This window comes from Mesorhizobium sp. LjRoot246, assembly GCF_964254115.1.
In the GTDB taxonomy this organism is placed as follows: Bacteria; Pseudomonadota; Alphaproteobacteria; order Rhizobiales; family Rhizobiaceae; genus Mesorhizobium.
In genome coordinates this window covers 73,812-94,082 of sequence record NZ_CAXUSN020000002.1, presented here as the reverse complement: position 1 = coordinate 94,082, position 20,271 = coordinate 73,812, and the positions used below count along the sequence as shown (strand labels likewise).

The following is a 20,271-nucleotide window of genomic DNA, read 5'->3' as shown; positions in this document are numbered from 1 at the left end:
GACCTCACAGCTCGACGGGGGATTGAACCCCATGCGTCGCGAAGAGGTCGGCAAGATCGTCGACAGTCAGGTCGAGTAGCGCCCCCGCCCGCCGCGCCGAGACGCGGCCTTCGTCAACAGCGAGGCCGATAACTTCCATGAACGGCTTCGAGAACGGCAGCGGTAAAGTCGTCGGACCAGCATCCCGTCCATTATTGCGGAGAGCCGCGTCCGAAACCGTGCGCGCGACAGCGGGCTTCAATCGATCCAGGGCGACAAGCCGCCATTTCAACGCCGAGGCCGTGACCTGAAGCTCATCCGCCACGGCATTCAATCGGCCCACGAGCTCACCCTCGGCGATCTCGGACCAGTCGCCAAACCGATCGAGCACGCTCGTGGGCATCAGAACAGCCGACGCGAAATTGTTGGCGAGCTGTTCTACGCGATTGCCGCCGGTCTCCCGCGCCTCCTCGGAATGCTCGGGCGGCATGGCGTCCCAAGTGAGGATGTGGAAGAGTTCATGCGCCAGGTCGAAATGTCGCCGGCCCACGACCTCGTGGCGATTGATCAGCACCACATCCAGTTCGGGCAGGCGGCACGCCGCGCCGGAAATGCCCTGGAACGCATCCACCATGAGCACGAGGATGCCCAGTTCGCGCTCCATAACTTCGACCAGGTGCGCCGCCGGCACGTCGCCAAGCCCGAACTCGGCGACAAAGCGCTCGCCGGCCTCCATGGCGTCTTCAAAGCGCTGATGGCGCGTGATCCCCAGGGACCGGCGCAGCAGCGGCGCGGACCGGCCGACCTGCGGTGCGATCGCGCGAAAGGCCGCGATCCACCGCCCGGCGTTCCGCTCATAGGCGTTCAGCCGCTGCGGACCCACGTCCGTTTGGCGCCAGGAGAACCGGCCCTCGCCCACGAGCAGAAACGGATCGGTGAAATAGTCCAGCGTGGCGCCGAGCTTTTCGACGGCGATAACCAGCTCCTCGGCGGTCACACGCCGCTCGCCGGTCTCGATCGCCGAAACCGTCTGGCGGTCCTTGAAGCCGAACAGACGCGCGAGGTCGTCCTGCGAGAGCCTTCGCTCCTCGCGCAATGCCTTAATCCGCGCTCCTATGAAATTCACCGTCATGACCGCCTCCACCGACCCATATAATCTTGCGGATGGTCATTTGCAAGATTTTCTTGCAATTGCGGCCTTGGGTCCGCCCCGGGCGTCCCTCGACCGGCATCATGGCTTGGGAGCTTCAGTCTCCTCTTTGTAGTCGCCGACCACCCAGATGAAGCTTTGAACGTCGATCCGGTCGCGGGGCTGCAATTCGGCCAGTTCGACAGCAGTCTTCGCCACGAGGTCGAGCAGACTGTCGTAAACGGCGATATCGAGGCGCGGCTCATAGTCGGACGCGAAGCGGTGCCCCACCCTTGCCGCGAAATCCTTCGTCACCTCGGGCTTCAGGAACATGTGGGTCTCGGGACGCCAGAGGAACGGCAGGTAGGTCACGACCGTCCATTTGGCGCTGTCATGGGGTTTGAGCGCGCGCTCCATGTCGCCGAGGGCCGCCTTCTCGCCCATCGCGAAGCGGGCGGCCGCGCGAATGAACGCATCGGCGGCGGGGCCACGCAGCGCGTCCTGGAGGCGCGTCTTTTCAAACGGCGACAGAAGGTTCGTTGCGCGAAAGACTGACAACACGCCCTCGCCGAAGCCCGATCCACTTGCCGCTTCGGCGAGCGGCACAGCCAGGTCCAGCTTGGATTTCGCAGCCACCTTGTAGTCGCGCTCCTCGCCGGCGAATCCTTCCGACTGGAAGCCGTTGGGGAAGAAACGCAGGAAGCGGGCGCGGGCGCCGTCGAATCCGAAATACTTAGGATTGGCCTTTCCGGCTTCGTCATGTAGCCGACGCCAAACATCGTCGGCGACGTCCCCTTCAATGAGCGCCTTCCGGCCGCCGTCTTGTCCGATGATCAATCCGACAAAGGCGCCATCCTTCTCAACGAGCCGCAGGACAAGTTTGTCGACATTGGCAGTGCGGATCGTCTTCATGCCTCATCCCCATCTTCGACGGGTTCCTCTTCTTCGTCAGAAGCAGCGACCACCAGACCGGCGGCGCGTTCTTGCGCCGCGCGGGCGGCGTTTAGGGCCAGCAGGCGGGCGAGGACTTCGTCCTTGAACTCAGCGGGCCAGTCGAGACGGGTCTTGGGCGTTTTGTCCTGGTCGGCGTCCAACTCGATGAATTCGGGCACGGCGCGGTCCGCCAGATCGTCCCAGCCATATGCGCGCAGGACGGCGCCATCCATCTCGGCATGGAGCGCGCGCAGGCGGGAGATGTCGGGCGCGTTCTCTCTAAGGTCGTGGAACCGATTATAGATCGTCGTCAGTCCCGCATCGCCTTCAATCATCAACGAGGAGCGATAATCGTGGTAGGTTGCACCAGCCTCCACCAGAGGAATGCAACTTTCAAACTCCAAAGGCAGTGGAAATGTACGGAACACTCGTAGCGGATTGTAGGTCAAAGCATCCGATGAACCGAACGTCGTGCCGAATGTCCTGCTCCATGACTCGTGAATGCTTGATTGAACTAAGGCAAAAAAAGCCATGCTCTGATAGGAAAAAACAATAACCTTATGGGAAAATATCTGTTTAGCGCTGACGACAGATATCATGTGATGCATTGCCGCAGCGGCACCGGTGGCGCAGACTTGATCTAGCTGCGAAATTGATCGGAAAAGAGCTGGAGTATATGTCCCGTACTGCCACCAAAAATCTCTCCGCCGCTCAGCTACGGAGTACCCACCCAACTTATCTCTATTCGGCTTAACTCTCTTTTCTACGATATCCAGCAAGTCCGGCCAATTCCGGGCGTCTCTCAAACTCAGATCTGCAAAATTTATTGCATATCGGGTGTGCTGATGCCTCGGATCATTGGACAGTTCTCTCCCCCCAATAAAAGGCCGAATGCGTTCAGAATTTCTTGGGTTCCGCGCAACAAGTGCATTCATTTCACCGATGTTGCCAGCGCTTTCTGATCCGCCAGCAACTGTAAATATGAACCCAGTTCCATATGTGTCACATCCTCTGAAACAAACGCCCTGGTTAGACACTAGGGGCATCGGCTCCATCTCTACGTTGGATGGAAGCAACATCGAATTAATCGCCACAACCTCTTTCGAGTCGATGATAGGCATCGGCGCGGATTCCGACTTCGCCAAATGTAAAACGCTTACTACAACTGCCGCGTCTCCGGGCCACCGAAGTTTACGAGTAACGCGGTAGATTGTGCCCCCAGCGGCGCAGATTTGCTTTAGACCCGCGTCCCGTGTGTCTCCTTGAGCTACGGTGTTTGTGGCGATAAGGCCAAACGCTCCGCGAGAGCGAAGAAGATCCATTGCTCGCCTCAAGAAATGCGCCACCAGATTAACGCCTTTCCCCCCTGTGTTTGCATGAGCAATCTTCAACCAATCTACATATGAGCCGCCAAAAGTCGGCCAAATTTTTGCGCCGCCCAAGAATGGCGGATTGCCGACGATGGCGTCGAATCCGCCGTTCTCGCGCGCGAAGACCTCCGGAAACTCGACCTGCCAATGGAAGGGCGTGATGCCGTGCTCGCCAGCGCGCAGCCCTGTCGCCGCTGCTTCGAGCAAATCCCAGCGCGGCGGCATGCCGGAGATGTGGCTCTCGACATCGGCGCGCGCCCTTTCCCGCGCCTTGGCCTTGTCGACAGCGAAGAAGGCTGAGACGACTGCATCGCCCATGATGCGAATTGGCGCGACCTCCGATTCAAGATTGCGATGCCGTGCCTCCTGAATGGCGCGCATCGTATCATCGGGGGCGTTCTGGATTTCAGCGCGGCCCTTCATTGCCTTTGCCACGCTTTCGCGCACCAACTGCCGGAACAGCGGCAGGCCGGGCTTTGATTCATCCCAGTTCACCGCCGCGATCTGCGCCGTGGTGAGACCCACAAGGCTGTCGCCGCATTTCAGCGCATGATCGAGGAAGGTGAACTCGTGATCTCGCGCCAGCGTCGCCAGCCAAAGCGACAACCGCGCGAGATCAACGGCGCGCGGGTTCTTGTCGACCCCATAGAGGCAGCGTTGGGCGACAAGCCGACGGGCGTGAAGCTCCTCATCCTCGTCCGCAGGAATGGTAGGCCGCGTCTCCGGCCAGCGCGCCCAGGCCGCAACCAGACGTTCACCCAAGGCGCGACACGCCTCGACCAAGAAGGCGCCCGAGCCCATGGCCGGGTCGCACACCTTCAACTCCAGCACCTGATCCGGCGTCGCGTCCGGACCCAGCCTAGCGAAGGCGGGCTCCAGCGCATATTTGACTATCGGCGCCGTCAGCGACCTTGGCGTATAATGGCTGCCGGTCCGCCGCCGCTCCCCTGTCGGCTGCAGGATCGGCGTGCCGGATGCCGCGACCCTCTTTTTGGGCGAGCCGCGCTCATCGACCATTCCATCGAGCGCCGCCGCAAGATCCTCGACGCTCTTCGCTTCCTCGACCGGCTTGCCTTGCGCCGCCGTCAGCGCCCGCCCGACATTCTCCTTCAGCTCCTTGATCCGGTCCTTGCCCTTTTTGGCGAGGAGGTCATCGAGCGCGACGAACACCGGCGTCTTGTTATTCTTGCCGGCCTTGATGGCGAGCACGCGGCTCCTGGCGGCCTCGACCGTGAAGCCCATGACGGTCTCGTAGACCGAGCCGATCTGTTCGACATCGAGCGTCCGGTAGGACAGTCGCTCGCGGTCCCCGCCGCGCAGCTTCAGCGTCATCAGCCCTTCGAGGATGCGCAGCAAACACCCGTCCGACACGGCCAGAACCCGGGCAGGCTCGTCATTCGAAGCCCGTCCTTCAAGGAATGGGAATTCGTCCGGATCGAACAGCTTGCCACCACGCGCCTGCACGAAGCCGGTCCTGTGGCCTCTGTGGATCAGGCGGAACAACGCCAACAGGCCACCCCAGCCACCGCGGCGCTCGTCCATCGTATCGGGATTGAGCGTCGCGTCTTCCGTGAGCTTCGCGTAGAGTCCGCGAACCGAATAGCTCGTCTCGTAGACTTCCCGTGCCCGGGCATCGGATCGCGACGGAAGCAGGTCCCGGTCCTCGGCGTAAAGCACGAAGACCAGGCGCATCAGGACGGTCAGCAGCCCCTCATAGAGATGATCAGGACGGCTAACCGCGAGTTCACGCACGAGCGCAGGCTCTGCGCTATCCAACCCGCGCAGCAGCTCGTGGAGCGCGCCGAGCACCTGTTCGGCGAGCGCGGTCGAAACCAACGCCTGGGCATCACGGCTATGCTTCAGGAGCGCGGGCAGGCGCCGGTCATCGGAATCTGAAAATAGCCGGAACCGATCGAGCAGCAGCTTCAGCCCGCCGAGCATTGGCCGTCCGGCGACCATCCCCATCGGCCGGATCGGAAAGCTCTGGTGGCCCGACGTCTCGCCGCGCGGCGCATAGATCAGGCGAAACTCGGGGTAGTACCGAACCTCGCCATCCTTGCGCTCGTCGCGCTCGGAAATCAGCAGGCCGGCAAAGACGCCGGTGTCGCGCAACAGCCGCTCGAACCGCTGGTGCGGCGTCGCTTCCCAGCCGTCGAGCGCATTCCGGGCGTCGGGATCAACACCAGGCGCCTCGATGCGCACGAGGAGCTGCCAGCGGCGATCTCCCTCCCCGAGTTCGGCAACTGCCCACGTCGGCCGAAGCGTGGTGCCATGCTCCGGGAGCGCCACGAGCAATTCATCGGGAATGGCCAGGCCGCCCGGCGCGCCTGCGACATGGTGCGCTTGCCAGCCAAGCACCTGTTCCACGAACGCCCAAGGATCAGTGAGCGCGGGCTTGGAGAGCTCCGAGCCAATAGTCTCGGCGACCTGGCCGGTGTCGATGGGCGTTTGCCTGAGCGGCAAAAGCCCTAATTCCTTGAGGAGGGTCGGAGCGACGACAAGGCCCACCGGCGGCACGTGGTCGAGCCATTCGAGATCGGGGTCGCGATAGATTTCCGCAGCCATCGCGCTTACCCCGATACCGGCCAGAGATAGACAAGGCCGACGGGCTCCAGGCGATGCGCGCGCACCTCATAGGAGTCGCGGAGCCGCTTTGGCTCATCACGCAATTCCCGCTCAAGGCGGGTCAAGCGCCCTTCCCAATGCCGCCGGTCGGCCTCTCGCTCGCGCCGTTCCTCAGGCACAAGATCGAGGGCGAGCTGATTGGGGTCAAATTCCTTTGCCGCCTTGGCGATACGCGATCGCTGCAGTTCGAGCAGGTCGGACAGCGAGCGCGCTTCCTCTTCGCCCCGCTTTTGGAGTTGCGCCGTAACCGTCATCAGTCGCTCGGCCGCGATCTTTTCCAAGGCCGGGACGAGGTCGGCGATGTCCTTGGCGACCAGACCCTGGATACGCGCGACAGCGGCGCCCGGCGCTTCGCGGGCGTCCCGCAGGGCCTCTTCAAGCTGGTTGAGGGTCTTCTCCTCGCCGCTTTCACCCAAAGAACGGAGCGGCTTGCGGTCGCGTTCTGATTCCGTCCAGATCGCGGTGATGGGGATGACTTCTTCGTGCAGCCTTGCGGCGCCGGCGCCAAAGACCGCCAAGCGTCCCATCAGCACGACGCGCGGCTGTGCGCCCGGCCCGTAGATGACCGATACGCGCGACAGTTTCGATTGGAAGCCCTGGCTGAGGAATCGAGAAAGAAGCCGCCGGACGAGCCGGTGCTCCAGATGCACCTGCACCACGTCCGAGGCGTCACGGCCATCGGCCAAGATCGGCGGACTGAATGCGATCGACCGAATGGGCGCGTCGCGCCGCCAGTCGCCGAGGCGCTCGCCGCGCTTTCGCGGTCGGACCCGCAGATCGTCGAAGGCATCGTCCCAGCCTGCGTCCTTCGTGAACGCTGGATCGTTGGGATTGAGCCGGTAGGTTTCCACCTTGCCGACCGCAACCCCACGGGCATCGTCGAGCACATAGCCCGCGCGTGACAACGCCACCGCGGCCACACGATGAAGAACTTCCGGGTCGACACCGACACGCTCACGCGATCGTTCGAGCGCGCGCTGAAGATCGGTCTGCTCCTTGAGCAATCGTTCGTGCCGGGCGCGTTCGTCGTCGTCCATTTCGGCACGCGCGCGGTTCAGTCGTTCGGCGTCACTTTCTTCGGCGATGGCGCGAGCGATCACCGCCGCCTGACCGCGCAAGATTCCGCCTTCGGCGAGACGTTTCGCGATGCGGTCCTCGATCACCTGACCGACCGAGCCGAGCTGTTCGCGAATGGTCTCCGTTTTCCGGACCAGCGCCTCCAACACAATGTCCGCTTCACGCTGCTCGTAACGAAAGTATCGGCAAATGACCTGCTTCGCCGGCTGGAGCTTGCGATCGATCCGGCCGTTGCGTTGCTCCAGCCGGGAGGGGTTCCACGGCAAGTCAAAATGAATCAGGTCGGAGCAGTAGCTTTGGAGATTGATGCCCTCCCTGGCCGCATCGGTGCAGATGAGGATGCGCAAAGGCTCCACGTCCGGATCGGCATTGAAGGCTCGTTTGACCTCTTCCCTTCGATCCGATCCCGTCGCGCCGGTGAAGACACCAATGCGATCATCCGCACGGTCAGTGTCCGACATTGCCTCACGAAGACGCCGTTCGAGCCAGCGGCGCGTGTCCTCGTATTCCGTGAAGATGATCAGACGCCGACGATTCCAGTTCCGACCCGTGAGAAGGTTGACTTTTACCCAATCGGTCAACCAGCGCACGCGGGCGTCGGGCCGAGAGGCGTGTCGCTCTGCGATGGCCAACATGTCGTCGACCGCAGCCAGTTCCGTGCGCAGGTCGCCTTTGGCGGCGTCGGCAACGCCAAGCGCCGAAGCTGCCTCCGCCGTGGCATCGTCATCCGCATCTATGGTCTTCTCAGCTCGCTCGTCCTCAAGCCCAAGCTCGGCACTGTCCTCGGTCGCCGGACCGCCGACGAACGCAAGCGCCGCGGCCGCGACCAGGCCGGCCTCTTCGCCGTCGAGCATTCGCTGCAAGGTCGCCCTGTGGACCTTCAACGTCCGCGCGAATGCGGCAACAGATGACAGGAGCCGTTGCTGGAGACCGACAAAGGCCAGCTTCGCCATCGACGCCTTTTGGGTCGGAAGATTGGCGATGCGCCTCATGCGCATCTCGCCGTAGGCTGCAAGCATTCGCGCGAGTTCGAGCTCAGGCGTGTCTTCCGGTAAGCCTGCGATGCGAACCGCCTCGATGATGCGCTCCGGAAACGCCTCGCCAAGGCGGCGAAGATCGGCCTTGAGCCGCCGAACCATGACGGGTTCAAGGTCTCTGGGCCGAACCTCGACCCCGCGCGTGAAACGCTGGGGATCGAGCATCTCAAGCAAAGCCGAGAAGCTGTTGGAATGCCCATTGTGGGGGGTGGCTGTCAGGAACAGGCGGTGCTCAAACCGTTCTCCAAGTTCACGAACCGCTTTCGTGAGTTGGCTTGAGATTGCGTATCGAATGCCGGCTGCCGGAGCGGCGTGATGCGCCTCGTCCAGGATGAAAAGTGCGCGCGCGCGAAACTCGCCGAGCACGTCGCGCAGGCCCGCCGCATATACCTCATCGGTGAGCAACCGGTGCGAAACGATGAACCGCGAGCCGGTCGCCCACGGATTCACGGAGAACCCGCGAAGGCGGCGCATCTCGCCGATGCGCTCCCTGTCGATAATTTCGAACGAAAGCCCGAATTTCGCTTCCAGCTCGTCCTTCCACTGGATCGTCATCGCGGGTGGGGCCGCGATGACGATGAAATCTATCCGACGGCGCAGCAGCAACTCGCGCGCGACGAGGCCTGCCTCAACGGTCTTACCGAGGCCGACGTCGTCCGCGATCAACAGATTGACACGTGGGAGCCGCAAAGCCTTGCGAAGCGGCAGAAGCTGATAGGCATCGAGGCGGATACCCGCCCGAAATGGCGCCTGCAATAGATCCCGGTCAGCGGCTGTCGCAGATCGCCATCTTATCGCACGAAGGTGGGCCGCCAATATTTCAGCCCTGTCGGGAAGCCCCGCACCGACATTTCGCCAGCCATCCTCATCGAGCACGACCGCGCCGATCTCAGCGTCCCAAAGGATTTCGAGCCGCTCGCCTTGGGCATCGTCGGAGATGCACGATAGGCTTAGGGTCTGAAGGTCGTTCGCTTCGCCCCGCAACTCTTCCACGAGCCACGGTCGCCCTCGAAGCTCGACAAAATTTCCCTGTTCGATGGTTTCCCCCACGGCCGCCGGCTTCATTTTTCTCGCTTCACGGGCGAGTCGATTCTTGTGCTCTCCCGGTTCGTTCCGATTAGGCGCTCATATTCCTCGACCGCCAGCACAACCACGACAGCGCGACCGTGCTTGTCGATCGCAACCGGTGCTGCCCGGGCGTCGTCAATCAGGCGACCAAACCTGTTCTTAGCCTCGCGCGCCGATATGTGCTGCATGGTGCCCCCGTCAATTGGGAGCTATTTTAGCTACATTTGGCAGTTTGGTAAGGGGTGTTAAGGCGCTCGCCTAGCGGTCCGGTCTTGCAAGTCGTGGAGAGACGAACGCCCTGAAATTCGGGGGTCATTTCAAGTCAATTTTGTTTCCGTCTGTATGCCTGGGATGAAGAGCATTTCAGGCCAAGAGACTGGCCGATGAAGCGTTGGGGCGTGCGCCGAAAGATCGGCGTCAAAAGCCTTCTTTAGGCGTTCAACCGTCGGCGCGGCCTCCAGGTCGACAGTTGCGCTACCAGGAGAGCTCTTGGGCAAATTGGTGTTGAGCACCTGAAGGAGTTCCCAATCGCGAAGCACCTCGGCCTTCCCCTCCTTCTCCGTTACGCCAAAGATCAATCGATGGACGAGCGCTCCTGTCCCGGTGACCTCATCCTCAACCGTGACGACTAGCAGAGGAGCGACGAGACCATCTACGCAGGCGACGCTCGATGGAAGGTTTCGGGCTTCTTCAAGAGCTATGTCGAAGAGGAGATGGCCGACCCCTAGAACACGTGATGCCGCATTGGCCCCACGGAGGTTGCGATCGAAGACGAGCCCTTCGTATTTGTCTCGGAGCGCATAGCTGCGTATTTTCCAGTCATCGGGAGTCTTAATCTCCAAACCCTCGTCGCGCCTGAAAATCCGGCGCCCGTGTCGGCCGACGGTTTGAGTGAAGAACTTTTCGAGATCTGGAAGATCAACCTTCGGCAGGTCCTTACCCACCTGTTGAAAGTCGAACCTCGAAACGTTGCCAAGGAGTTCGCGAACTGTCTCGACGACGTCGCGCCCACCGAGTGTTGCTGTCGCTTGATCAAACCATTCCCCTAGGCGCTCGTTGGAGAGTCCCTGGCCCCCTGAGAACAGTTCGTTGAAAAGCGAATTCCCGGCCATCCCGATGACTAGCTGAGAGATGTCCTCCTGCTCCTCCATCACCGAGGAAAGGGCCAGCTGAATTCGCTCAAGCTTCTCGTTCAGAAGATCCCAGATACGAGCCTCAACCGTTTGGGGATTCCGCAGAATGTAGACGGAAACCGGACGCTTCTGGCCATAGCGAGACAAGCGTCCAACCCGCTGGTGAAGGCGCATCGGATTCCAAGGCATATCTACGTGGACCAGCACGGCACAGCGTTCTTGAAGGTCGATGCCTTCGCCGCCGGCCTCCGTCGACACAAGAAAGCGCATCTTACCCGCGTTGAATGCGTCCGCGGCATGCTCACGCGGCTGGCTGATCGTCTTGGTCACCCCCGACGCCTGCTCCAGCCCATCAAGCCGCTCGTCACCGTTGATGAACGTAGCCGAACCAAAACCAAACTGCCGATGGAGAGCGTTCACGACCAATGCTTGGGTCGCCTTGTACTCCGTAAAAAGTAGGACTGGTTCTTCCGCGGCAAAATCCTCGCGAATCATCTCAAGCAGGCGCTCGATCTTCGTTTCGTTGGCGACCCCCTCACTGAGCGCGACCAGTTCATCAAGCCGCTGTATCTCATCTTCCATCAGCATGACTGCCGCCGAACTGGGAAGGGCCTCCTCTGCTTCGGCCAAGTCGTCGAACGTCACCTGTTCTTCGTCAGGTAGGGCAATCGACGCGTCGCCATTTGAACGGCTGACGGCGTCCGCCAGCATTGCCCGACGTTTACGAAGGGCGTTTCGGATAGCCGCAATCGAGCTGGCCGCCAACTTCTGGAGGGTGACGAGCACAAGCATTCGAGCGGTCTGCGCACGACCGTCAAGCGTTCCGGCATAGGCGCGACCATCCAGGATGAACTCGCTAAGCGTCCTATAGAAGAGTGTTTCTTCGGTGCTGTATCCGTACTCGCGACTGTAAACGCTGACTGGCTTGAAAAGCCGCTGGCCCTGAAGGTCAGTGACGGTCGCCTTGTTGTTTCGGATCATCACCTTCGGCAGCTGAGAGAGCTGCTCAATCTTGTCGCCATTCGGATCGAAAAGGTCGGGCCGCACAAGATGCATCAGGCCAAAAAATCCGTAGTCCTTTCCTCGATGCGGGGTTCCGGTGAAGAAAAGCAGGGAGTTGATCTTGCTTCGCTCCTCGAGGTCTGAGACGAGGCTGTAAGCTAGGGTCTCACCGGCTCGTTCGTCCACGCCTAGGTGATGAGCCTCATCGACAATGACCAAATCCCATGGGTCGGCGTCGAGGAGTCTTTGGCGAGCGCCGCGACGATCGTCCCTGAGCGTGTGGAAGGATGCGACGACCATTGAGGCAGTCGCCCAAAAGTCTCCACGCTGTGTATCTGCCTCCGTCACGTAGCGTTGGAGTCGGATATCAAACATATCCTTGAGGCGGAACTGCCACTGCGGGACGAGCTTCGCGGGGGCAAGTATCAGGACCCGACGCACTCGCCCCGAGGCGATCAATGGCATCATAACCAGACCGCACTCAATCGTCTTGCCAAGCCCCACGTCGTCTGCGACCAGCCATCGGAAGGGCCATTCTTGGTTTACCTTCCGGCAAACCCACAACTGATGAGGCAGCAACTGCACGCGTGACCGCGAGAATACTCCCCACTGATCGTTGACCGACCCGATGGCGAGTGCCTGCGCTCGAATGACTGCATCGGTAGGGTCGCTGAGAGAGCCATTTCGAAGCGCTGAATGAAGTGACGGGACCTCGATGATTTCATTGGCGAGAACTTGTTGGACCGCTCCTCCAAACCGAACGATAACCGTTGGCCCGATATCCACCACTACGCGACCGTTTCCATGCCGCGGATGGGTGACGGGAGTGCCGGGATCCAGTTGCTGATTATTGTTCGTCATTTCCCGCCCATCTCAGAAGTGAATTCGTCTCCATTGTCGTCGTCTGATTCTTCGAAAGTCGGAGGATCGCGGTCGGCTGCTGCAAAGCATTGGGTCAGTGCCGGCTTATGCGTCCCTCGGGTGATCAGTTGGAGAGGTAAATCAAAATCGCCGGCAAATCGGGCGTGATCCACGCCGACGTGTTTGACAATGAATTCGTATATCGAACGGCTGGCCTCCTTGTCCGCCCGCTCCCCGAGGTCTGCGCCAAGTTCGTTTAACAATGTGCGGACCCGCTGAGATGCCGCCCAACAGTACGGCGCCATCAGGCCCTCATCGCGCAAGTCGTACACGCCGTAGCGCAACATCTCACGGATCATCCAGTTCATGCCGATTCCGAGTGAACGATTTATCGGCGCAGCATCGATGCAAAGACGCATTGCCGGGGCCCAGTAGCTGGGCTGCAACGCGCCATTCAGAGAGATCACACCGTGGTCCTCAATAATTCTAGGCAGTTTGACGGCAATTTCCCTATATTCATCTAGCCAACGGGCAACCGCATACAATTCGACGAAGCTACGTCTCCACAGAAGGTATCGCTGATCGAATTGTTGCGGCGCGCTCCAACGTTCAAGGCGTTCAAGCCATGATTGTACGTCGTCAGGAGGGCGCGATTCGGCGAGCTCTGGCCACCAACCTTCGCGGCGTCCAGATTCAATGAAGCTGCGGTGTTGCCCGTCCTGCGTGCGGCCGAATGACTGAAAGCAGCCCAGAGCGAACATGGTGAACCACACCGAACGATCGCTCGCGTCCCGTAGTTGCGAAGGTGAGAAGGAGTCCGGATACGTCCGGAGCGAATACGAGGCCCGAAGATCAGCAGCTTCAGAAGCCCACCACGTATAGATCGCTCGCAGAACCGTCTCAGGCTCAGGTTTCGGAGGCGGGAGCACCTGTGCAGGTTCGAATGCTCCGCGGCCTTGCAGAGCATAGAGGAGATCGTCCTTCTCCTTCTCAGTCCAGCGCGATAGCAGTTCGCTGTCCCGCAGTCGTGAAGTGGGCCAGGGAAGCCAACTGGGCCGACTGCGCCGAATCTCCTCACTTAATTCCCGACCTTGGCGTCCCTCTATGACGTATCGGAGCGCCGCTGTTTGTCGGTCGTGGTCCTCGGCAGAGATTTCCGCCGCCCAGGATCCGAGATCGCGCGCTTGAGGACCGAAACCCGATCGTTCGCGGGCAACCCGAAAAAACTCAAGTGCCGGACCGGTATAACGCTCGTCGAGTAGATGCTTCGCAGGCGCGAAAGCGCATAGCCTGCGCTCTTCGTCGTCGCCCGCCGCATCAGGAAAGGGAAGCTGCGCTATCCGCCATGTTCCGTCTTGCGCTAGGAACAATGCCTGCCTGGCGATGTCCAGAATCTCATGGAGTTCGCCGTCGAGAGGCGTTTCCCGAATCGATTGAGGGGTAACGGCACGGCTAAGGGTTTGGGCCAGCTCAGGATTGACACGCTTTTCTTCACCGATCTGACGACGAAGAAGGGTCGAAAAGCGAAGCGGACGGGCGCTCCCGAAGCCGAGCTTTCTCAGTTGTCCGGCAACGTCGGACGCGATGATGCGGTTTTGAAGATCGGTCAAGGTAGGCCAATCCCGCACCTTGCTGAGAGTGACGGAGTCTGACAACGCTCCATCGGTGTAATGTTCCGCTTCAGCTGCCCGCACCAATGAAGCGAATGGGGCTGGCAAGTGTGTCGGTATGACTTGGCGCTGCCCGGCGAGGTTCCCGTATCCGCGACCATCCGCATGCAAGTATCCGCCCAAGTTGCCGTCGAAATCCGGCACGAGGACGTCAAACAGATGGGACCAGAAGATGTCCCAAGCCGTTGTCCGAGAAGTATCAAGGTCCAGACCCTCCGCGAACCGACACCAGTCGGCGTCCGCCAGATCGTGCAATTTCAGGAGGCGGTCTCCGAGCGTCTGCCCTAGCGTTCGAAATTTTTCCTGCCGGTCGTTAATCGAGCCGGCCAGCCCTGTGCGCCCGGGGTCGACCGCGAAAGGACCATTGAGCAGCCAGCCGGAACGCACCTCTTCCTCAAGCGGTGCGAGGTTCCAGAGGCGCCTGAGGTCGTCGGGGAATGCGCGGGGACCCGCGGCGTCGATGCGGAGCAGAAGGCCGTATCCGCCGGAGAGATCGAAGCGCAGGGCTCGCTCCCTGTTCGAGCCAGAAATGGAAACGATGTCGATCGCGCTCTCGTTGAGGAGCGGAGAGAAGCCGCAATCGATGCTCACTGGAGCGCTACCCTCGATCTCGACACGTCGGATGGTGCGCGCGAAGGCGGGCAACCAAGTCATGGCTGCTCTAAACGCTGCGACCGCCTCGGCGCCTTTATCTGCCGTCTCCGTCGAGAACGGGACGTCGATTACCGTTGCCTTTCGGCCATCGGACCTCTTTCGGCTCTCTCCTATTTCCGCGCCTTCCGGCCAAGGTGCCGGTAGGAAGCCGCCAACCGTCCGCACTCGATTCCAGCCGCTCGCTATGCCAACGCTCTCCGACAACACATGGACGCTCTTGAAACCCAGGCCAAACTTTCCGGTCAAATCGTCTCCGGGCCGCTTCTCGGAGAAGTTCATCAGGAGCATATTCAGCAGGTCACGGTCGTGACCGAGACGGCGTCCCTCTTCCGCGTCACGTCCCATGTGGTTGATAGGACGACCCCAATGGACGACGCGAAATCCGCCTGGGTCGTCCGGCAGCTCGACACGAAAACAGGCGTCCGTCGCAGCTCCATCGTACTGCCGGTACGCGTCGTCGGCGTTCTGGAAAAGTTCGAAGAGAACCCGGCTGGCCGAATATCCAAAATCCCCGATCTTGCCGCGAACAGCTGACAGAAGTTCGGCGGCCAGTGCGCCATCGCATATCTTTCGCCAAAGTTCTGCCTTCAGTTCTTCCATCTTCTGCGCTGGTGCGGAAAGATGATGGAGGCGGCTTTCCTCAGCCTGATATTCGCGCAGCGCCTTCTGTGAGCGATATTCGGTGGGAAGCTTCAGTTCGGCGAGAATTGTGGGCAATCGGTCTTGAAGCAGGCGTTCGGTTTCCTCGATCGTCGATTGATCGACTTTGACCGCCTTGTCCAATATCCCCTGCAACGCCGTACGTTGGCGTTCCATACCGAGCCATAGGCAGTCCACCGCGATCGTCTCGACGAACCGGCGGAAGATCCCGCTGGCTTCCCTCTGGCTGTATTCACTCGGATCGACCTGCCTGACTGGCAGCGTGATCAATGACCGCACCTTGCCGCCGGCAACGCGGATTCCTTCGTGCGTCCTGTGCAGGTTCCCGATGAGGATTCCTTTGTCGGGACCGCCCAACGGCGCGTCAAACGGATCACCCGACATTGCGATGGCTTGTACTCGATCGCCCGCGACTGGCTCGACGAGGAAACGGCGTTGGTCGACCTCAGCCGCCAGCGTATTCGGGTACAGGATTTCTCTGGGGAAGTGGTTATCGAGGTCGGCCCAAAGTGTATCGAACTTGGCTGTCGCGTCGGTTGCCCACTCGTTCGCGAGGCGCCTGAAGGGCTCGCTGCGACCAATGAGCCCGAGATAGACGATCACCAGGTCGGAGGGCACGCACCCCTTCCATGCATCGAGGAACGAGCGCTGCTGATCAGCAGACTGGGCTTCCAACGCGACCAGATCGACGTCTCTTATCTCTCCTTGGCAAAGATTGGCCGCAAACAGGTCGACGGAGGCATCTTCAGCGTCGGGAACCCCCGCGTGCTGCAGCTCACGTCTTCCGAGTATGGACGTATAGTCCCGCGCCAATATGTGCCTTGGGTCGAGGCCATCACCGTCCTGGACGACCTCCCGGGCACTGCGCCAACTCCCGGCCTCGGTGAGAACACGCGTTCCACCAAATACCTGGCGGCGCGCATCTTCCGGCCACCATGCGACAACACTAAACCCGTGACGAAAAGCTCTGCGTGCGGCATCGCCTTTTTGCCCTTTTTCCGCCGCCGTCGCCAAGCTGTCGAGATGAGTTCCCGCCAGCTTTGCGTTGGATGCGTCAAGGTCAGCGAAGGCCGCGACGATCTTTGTGACGTCGTCGCGACTATCTCCAGATGAGGATAGGACCGCCGCCAGTAAGGGCCAGCCCGGCAATCCGAGGTCTCCGCCGTCGCTGGCTAACGTCGAGAAATCGTCGACCGGATAGCCGTTCGCCGCTCCGAGGCGTCCGATGATCCTTGCATCCTCGATCATCAATGCCAGCGCGTTGAAGGAGGAGCGCCTATCCGGCAGAACCCATTTCTGAAGATGATCGAACCCCTGATGCCCGCGCACATCGATGGCCAACTTCGCAACAGGTAGGAATGGAGGTGCCTCTCCCCTCTTCAGAAGGAGCGCTCGCGCGGCTTCGTCTACCGTTGGCGGAAGGGCGAGCACATCCTGCGGCCCCACAGGCTGTTCGTCCGCAAGAAGCCACGGCTTGGCGCGAAGCGTTTCAAGCAAACGCTCCTCGGGCTGAGATGTCAGCTTTGCCAGGGCATCAAGTACCTCACCGCGAAAGCGATGGGGCTTCGCCTGAGCCAATGCCACCTGGATCTGCCTTTGCGGCGACCAAACCTCAATGAGCTGCTCCTGCCGTTCACGTGCCTTCCGGCTACGGCACGGCTGGACTATGGAGACGACAGCCTGCAGCGTTCCAGGAACAGGCCATTCGTCGATCGCGCGAAAGACGCCCCTTCCGTCCCCAAGTGTTCCATCCTGTCGTTCGTGGACGGGTAAACGGATCAGCAGATCATTAGTCAGATCAGTCTCAAGAATCGCTTCTCGTTCTGAGAGGGTGGGCGCGACCTGTTCGATGGCGGCGATGTTCTTGTCGAACAGCGTTTCTAAGTTGGCGGTGTCCAGTACCGCTATCCGCAAATGGTTTCGTTGTGTTCGAGCAAGTCCATCGGCAATGCTGGCTGGAACGAGAAACTCGTTTTGGCTCCTTTCGATGAAAGCGGTGGCGATTCGTTCGATCCGTTGGTGGTTCGTATCGAGTGTCCAAAGCTTCGCGGCTGAGTATCCCGCTTCAGGGAAGCCAGCGCAGAGACGCCGCGCCGGTGCCGGATCGTCCTTAGTGTCCGTTCCGAGCTCCGTGATTAGCCGTTGGCGGGCGCTCTCCGATCCAAAGCTCATGGCTTTGTTGATCAGCGCGGAAGCGGAATCTTTGCCGGCTGACTGGAGCACGGGCGTTGCCCCGTCCATATCACGCAGAAGCTGCACTGTGCTGCCTTCCACGATAAGCGGGGACACGTCCCGCAATGCGTCCACCAGCAGCGGCAGCCACGAGTTAGCTTGAGGCGAGTTTGCGAACAGAAGTCCCGCCTGGGACCGCTCGACGAGCGTTTGGAGTGACAGCACAATAGGGCTGCGGAGACGGACATCCCGCGCCCGAAGAACCTTGATGGGCGCGAATTCGGGATCGCGCGCCAGTTCGGAGATGTTCCGTTCACCCTGAGCGAGCAGCGCTAACGCGGCAGTCGCCGCCTGGTCTGCATGGTCACCGCCGATCAGCGGTTCAAGTGAGGCTAGCAGCGTCTTGAGGTCAGGGTTGGAAAGCCGTGGACGGCGTTGGCTTTCGTCGAGCCATTCGCTGCGAACTGGCAGGATATTGGCAGGGGCGGTGGCCAGCACTCGCAGGACTTGGCGGTTCTCGACGGATGCCGGGAGCGGGAACAGAACACCGTGCGGAACATGGCCAAGAGCCAATTTGACGAGTTCGGATGAAGCAAGCGGCTGAGTTTCGGTCATCGCCTTGCGCAGAGCCGCGACAAGGTGCGGCCTGATGGCCGAACGCTCGGCATTGCCAAGCACCGCCGTGTTAAGGAAATCGACGAGAAGCCTTGCGAGATCGCGTGATTGAAATGCGCGAGAAGACAACCCGGAAAATACTGCGTCCAGGTCCTCACTAGTCCAGCGCATCGACCGCGCGCTCAGCGCGGTGCTGTCATCGACGACAAGGCGCACACCACTCGACCCGGCCCACGTACCAATAGCGCGGAACAGTTCTTCGAGCCGTCGAGGGGCGTCCGCCACGGAGGCCGGCAGTGGGCGCAGAACGTCGCCCGATGAAACAACACGCCAAACGATACTGCCCGGCGCTTCGAGTACGCGCGCCAACGCATGTTCCCGGCAAATAGCTTCCTGGTTACTTCTAAACCACTCGTGTCGTGCGAGCGCCGACACGAGCTCCGCGAGCTCCGCTGATGTCACCATCGCAGAATCGAGCGCGTCTCTTAACAGAGTCGGCAGAAGCGGCAGCACGACGGTGTCGCGAAGCTCGGCATTCCATGCACGGCGCAACGCCGAAGCGTCGGCAGGTTCGTCATGCTCAGCAGGCGCATCTAGGCCCTCGATCCGCCGACGGCCGCTATCAAGGAAGAAGTAACCGTGGAGCAGTAGATGGAACCGGCCGAGCGCGCTCCCATCGACCGGGATGACGAAGTCGGAGGCGTCCGAGATCGGCAGGAACACTGCCCAGGAAACACGCAGCTGCGCGACCTCGGCCCGGTCAGTAGCGCCAGGCGAAGCGCGGAGCAGCGTTGTCGCTCCGTGCGGTTCTCCCTTCTCTGACACGGGCTCTGGACTGAGAACGCTGATCGTTTGCGGCCAGTGCTGCGTGCGCTTCAAGCTTGCGAGACGGCTATCCGGGATCATTGCCTCACGCCCGACGAAGGGCGCGGTTGAGTTGTCTATTGCGGACCGGATTGCACCTCCGAAGGAGCGAACACCATCGCTTGAGCGGTTCGGTCCGAGAAAGCGGCCTTGAGTATCATCGAGTTCGAGCGCGCAGCGAAGCTCGCCGCATTCCCGAATCTCGATGAACTTCAGATGGCGAAGCGCGGTCAGCAGAATGCGCAGATCGCCGGGTCTGTTGAGCCCCCCGATCGTCCCCTCTATCAACGGAATATTGGTAGAGAAGCCAACTCCTGGAGCAGGTTGGATGTCTTTTCGACGCAACGGCAGCCACAGAAGAAGGTGGCGATGCGGAAAATCTGAGGAAACCTCGCGCCTGAGCAATTCCAGGTCGGCGGGATCGAGACCACCGTCGGGCGGCTCCCACTGCCGGCTGATATTGCCACTTACGTCGACATTCAGGAACGGATTTACGATCGTGCTGAATGTTTCATCGTTTTCCGTTCGGGCGTAGACAACGAACGCATCGCAGAGATGAAACACCGCTTTCTGGCCAAAGCCAAACTTGCCGATCGTCGCACTGTCAGCAGCCTTGCCGCTTGCGCCGAATGACAGAATACCTCTCTTGTCTTCCTCGCGAAAGAAACCGTCATTGACTACCAAGAGTCCCGGCCCGCGAAGAAGCGGATTGGTCGCGGTCGACCAGCCCGGCAACCCATCGAGCCTGAACTTTCCGGCTTCCGCATCGTCTGCATTTTGTAGCAATTCCTTGAGGATCGGATAACCGGTGTCGTACCGATCTCGCAGGTTGTTCTTGATCTGATCGAGGATCGAGACCGGGGGAGTGTGAAGATCAGGCATGGAGCATCTTCGCGGGTGCTGGAACGCTCCAAAGAATGGAGTGGGCCTCCAAGCGGCCTGCCGGCCAACGGGCGTGTGGTGCGTTCTCGCCTTCCTTTCTTCCCCGTCCCATGACTTGCTCCCCTTGCATCAGCGTACTTTCGTCGTCGCCGGCGGCTTTCCAGCCTGCCTTACCGACGTGGCGCTTTGCGCCTCCAAGTAGCGGTCGACGGCTTGGCGCAAGACCCATGCGATCGATGCGTCATTCGCTTGTGCGATCTCCCGAACACGGCTGAACTGCCCTTCAGTCAAAATGACCGAGGTCCGGAACTCCTTCCTGCCCGATCTGGAGGCCATGGCCCCAGTCTCCTGCTGTTGTTGTGGCATGATATGCAAAATGCACCACCTGTGTCACGATGCTATTCCCTGGTGAGGATCACGGCAGGAATACGAGGGAGGATTTGGCAATGATCAGGGGCGCGAGACAGCTGCCGACGATGCACGTTTCCGTCCGCGTGCCATGGCACGACAGTCGTTGGGCCGGGAAGATCTGCGCCAATC

At 60.8% G+C, this 20,271-nt stretch carries 8 protein-coding genes; all 8 read right to left on the bottom strand.

The window, feature by feature from the left end; genetic code table 11:
* Positions 1-4: 4 nt before the first annotated feature.
* On the bottom strand, positions 5-1,111 hold the full coding sequence (locus ACSQ3L_RS31165; RefSeq protein ID WP_436163644.1) for an XRE family transcriptional regulator: 1,107 nt from the start codon (positions 1,109-1,111) through the stop codon (positions 5-7).
* A 99-nt stretch (positions 1,112-1,210) separates the two neighbouring features.
* Positions 1,211-2,020: a hypothetical protein gene (locus ACSQ3L_RS31160; protein ID WP_436163643.1), complete on the bottom strand. Its 810-nt coding sequence runs from the start codon at positions 2,018-2,020 to the stop codon at positions 1,211-1,213.
* A complete protein-coding gene (locus tag ACSQ3L_RS31155; RefSeq protein ID WP_436163642.1) occupies positions 2,017-5,976 on the bottom strand; it encodes an Eco57I restriction-modification methylase domain-containing protein in 3,960 nt (1,319 codons plus the stop codon). Before ACSQ3L_RS31155 ends, ACSQ3L_RS31160 begins: the two co-directional genes overlap by 4 nt.
* A 5-nt stretch (positions 5,977-5,981) precedes the next feature.
* A complete protein-coding gene (gene drmD / locus ACSQ3L_RS31150) occupies positions 5,982-9,215 on the bottom strand; it encodes a DISARM system SNF2-like helicase DrmD (RefSeq protein ID WP_436163641.1) in 3,234 nt (1,077 codons plus the stop codon).
* Entirely contained in the window at positions 9,212-9,406 is a 195-nt protein-coding gene (locus ACSQ3L_RS31145) for a type II toxin-antitoxin system prevent-host-death family antitoxin (protein WP_436163640.1), read from the bottom strand. The genes drmD and ACSQ3L_RS31145 overlap by 4 nt, the downstream gene beginning before the upstream one ends.
* 129 nt (positions 9,407-9,535) lie before the next feature.
* A complete protein-coding gene (locus tag ACSQ3L_RS31140; RefSeq protein WP_436163639.1) occupies positions 9,536-12,214 on the bottom strand; it encodes a DEAD/DEAH box helicase in 2,679 nt (892 codons plus the stop codon).
* Positions 12,211-19,731, bottom strand: coding sequence for a sacsin N-terminal ATP-binding-like domain-containing protein (locus ACSQ3L_RS31135; protein WP_436163638.1), 7,521 nt, complete (start codon positions 19,729-19,731; stop codon positions 12,211-12,213). The genes ACSQ3L_RS31140 and ACSQ3L_RS31135 overlap by 4 nt, the downstream gene beginning before the upstream one ends.
* A 129-nt stretch (positions 19,732-19,860) precedes the next feature.
* On the bottom strand, positions 19,861-20,067 hold the full coding sequence (locus tag ACSQ3L_RS31130) for a hypothetical protein (protein WP_436163637.1): 207 nt from the start codon (positions 20,065-20,067) through the stop codon (positions 19,861-19,863).
* Positions 20,068-20,271: the final 204 nt, after the last annotated feature.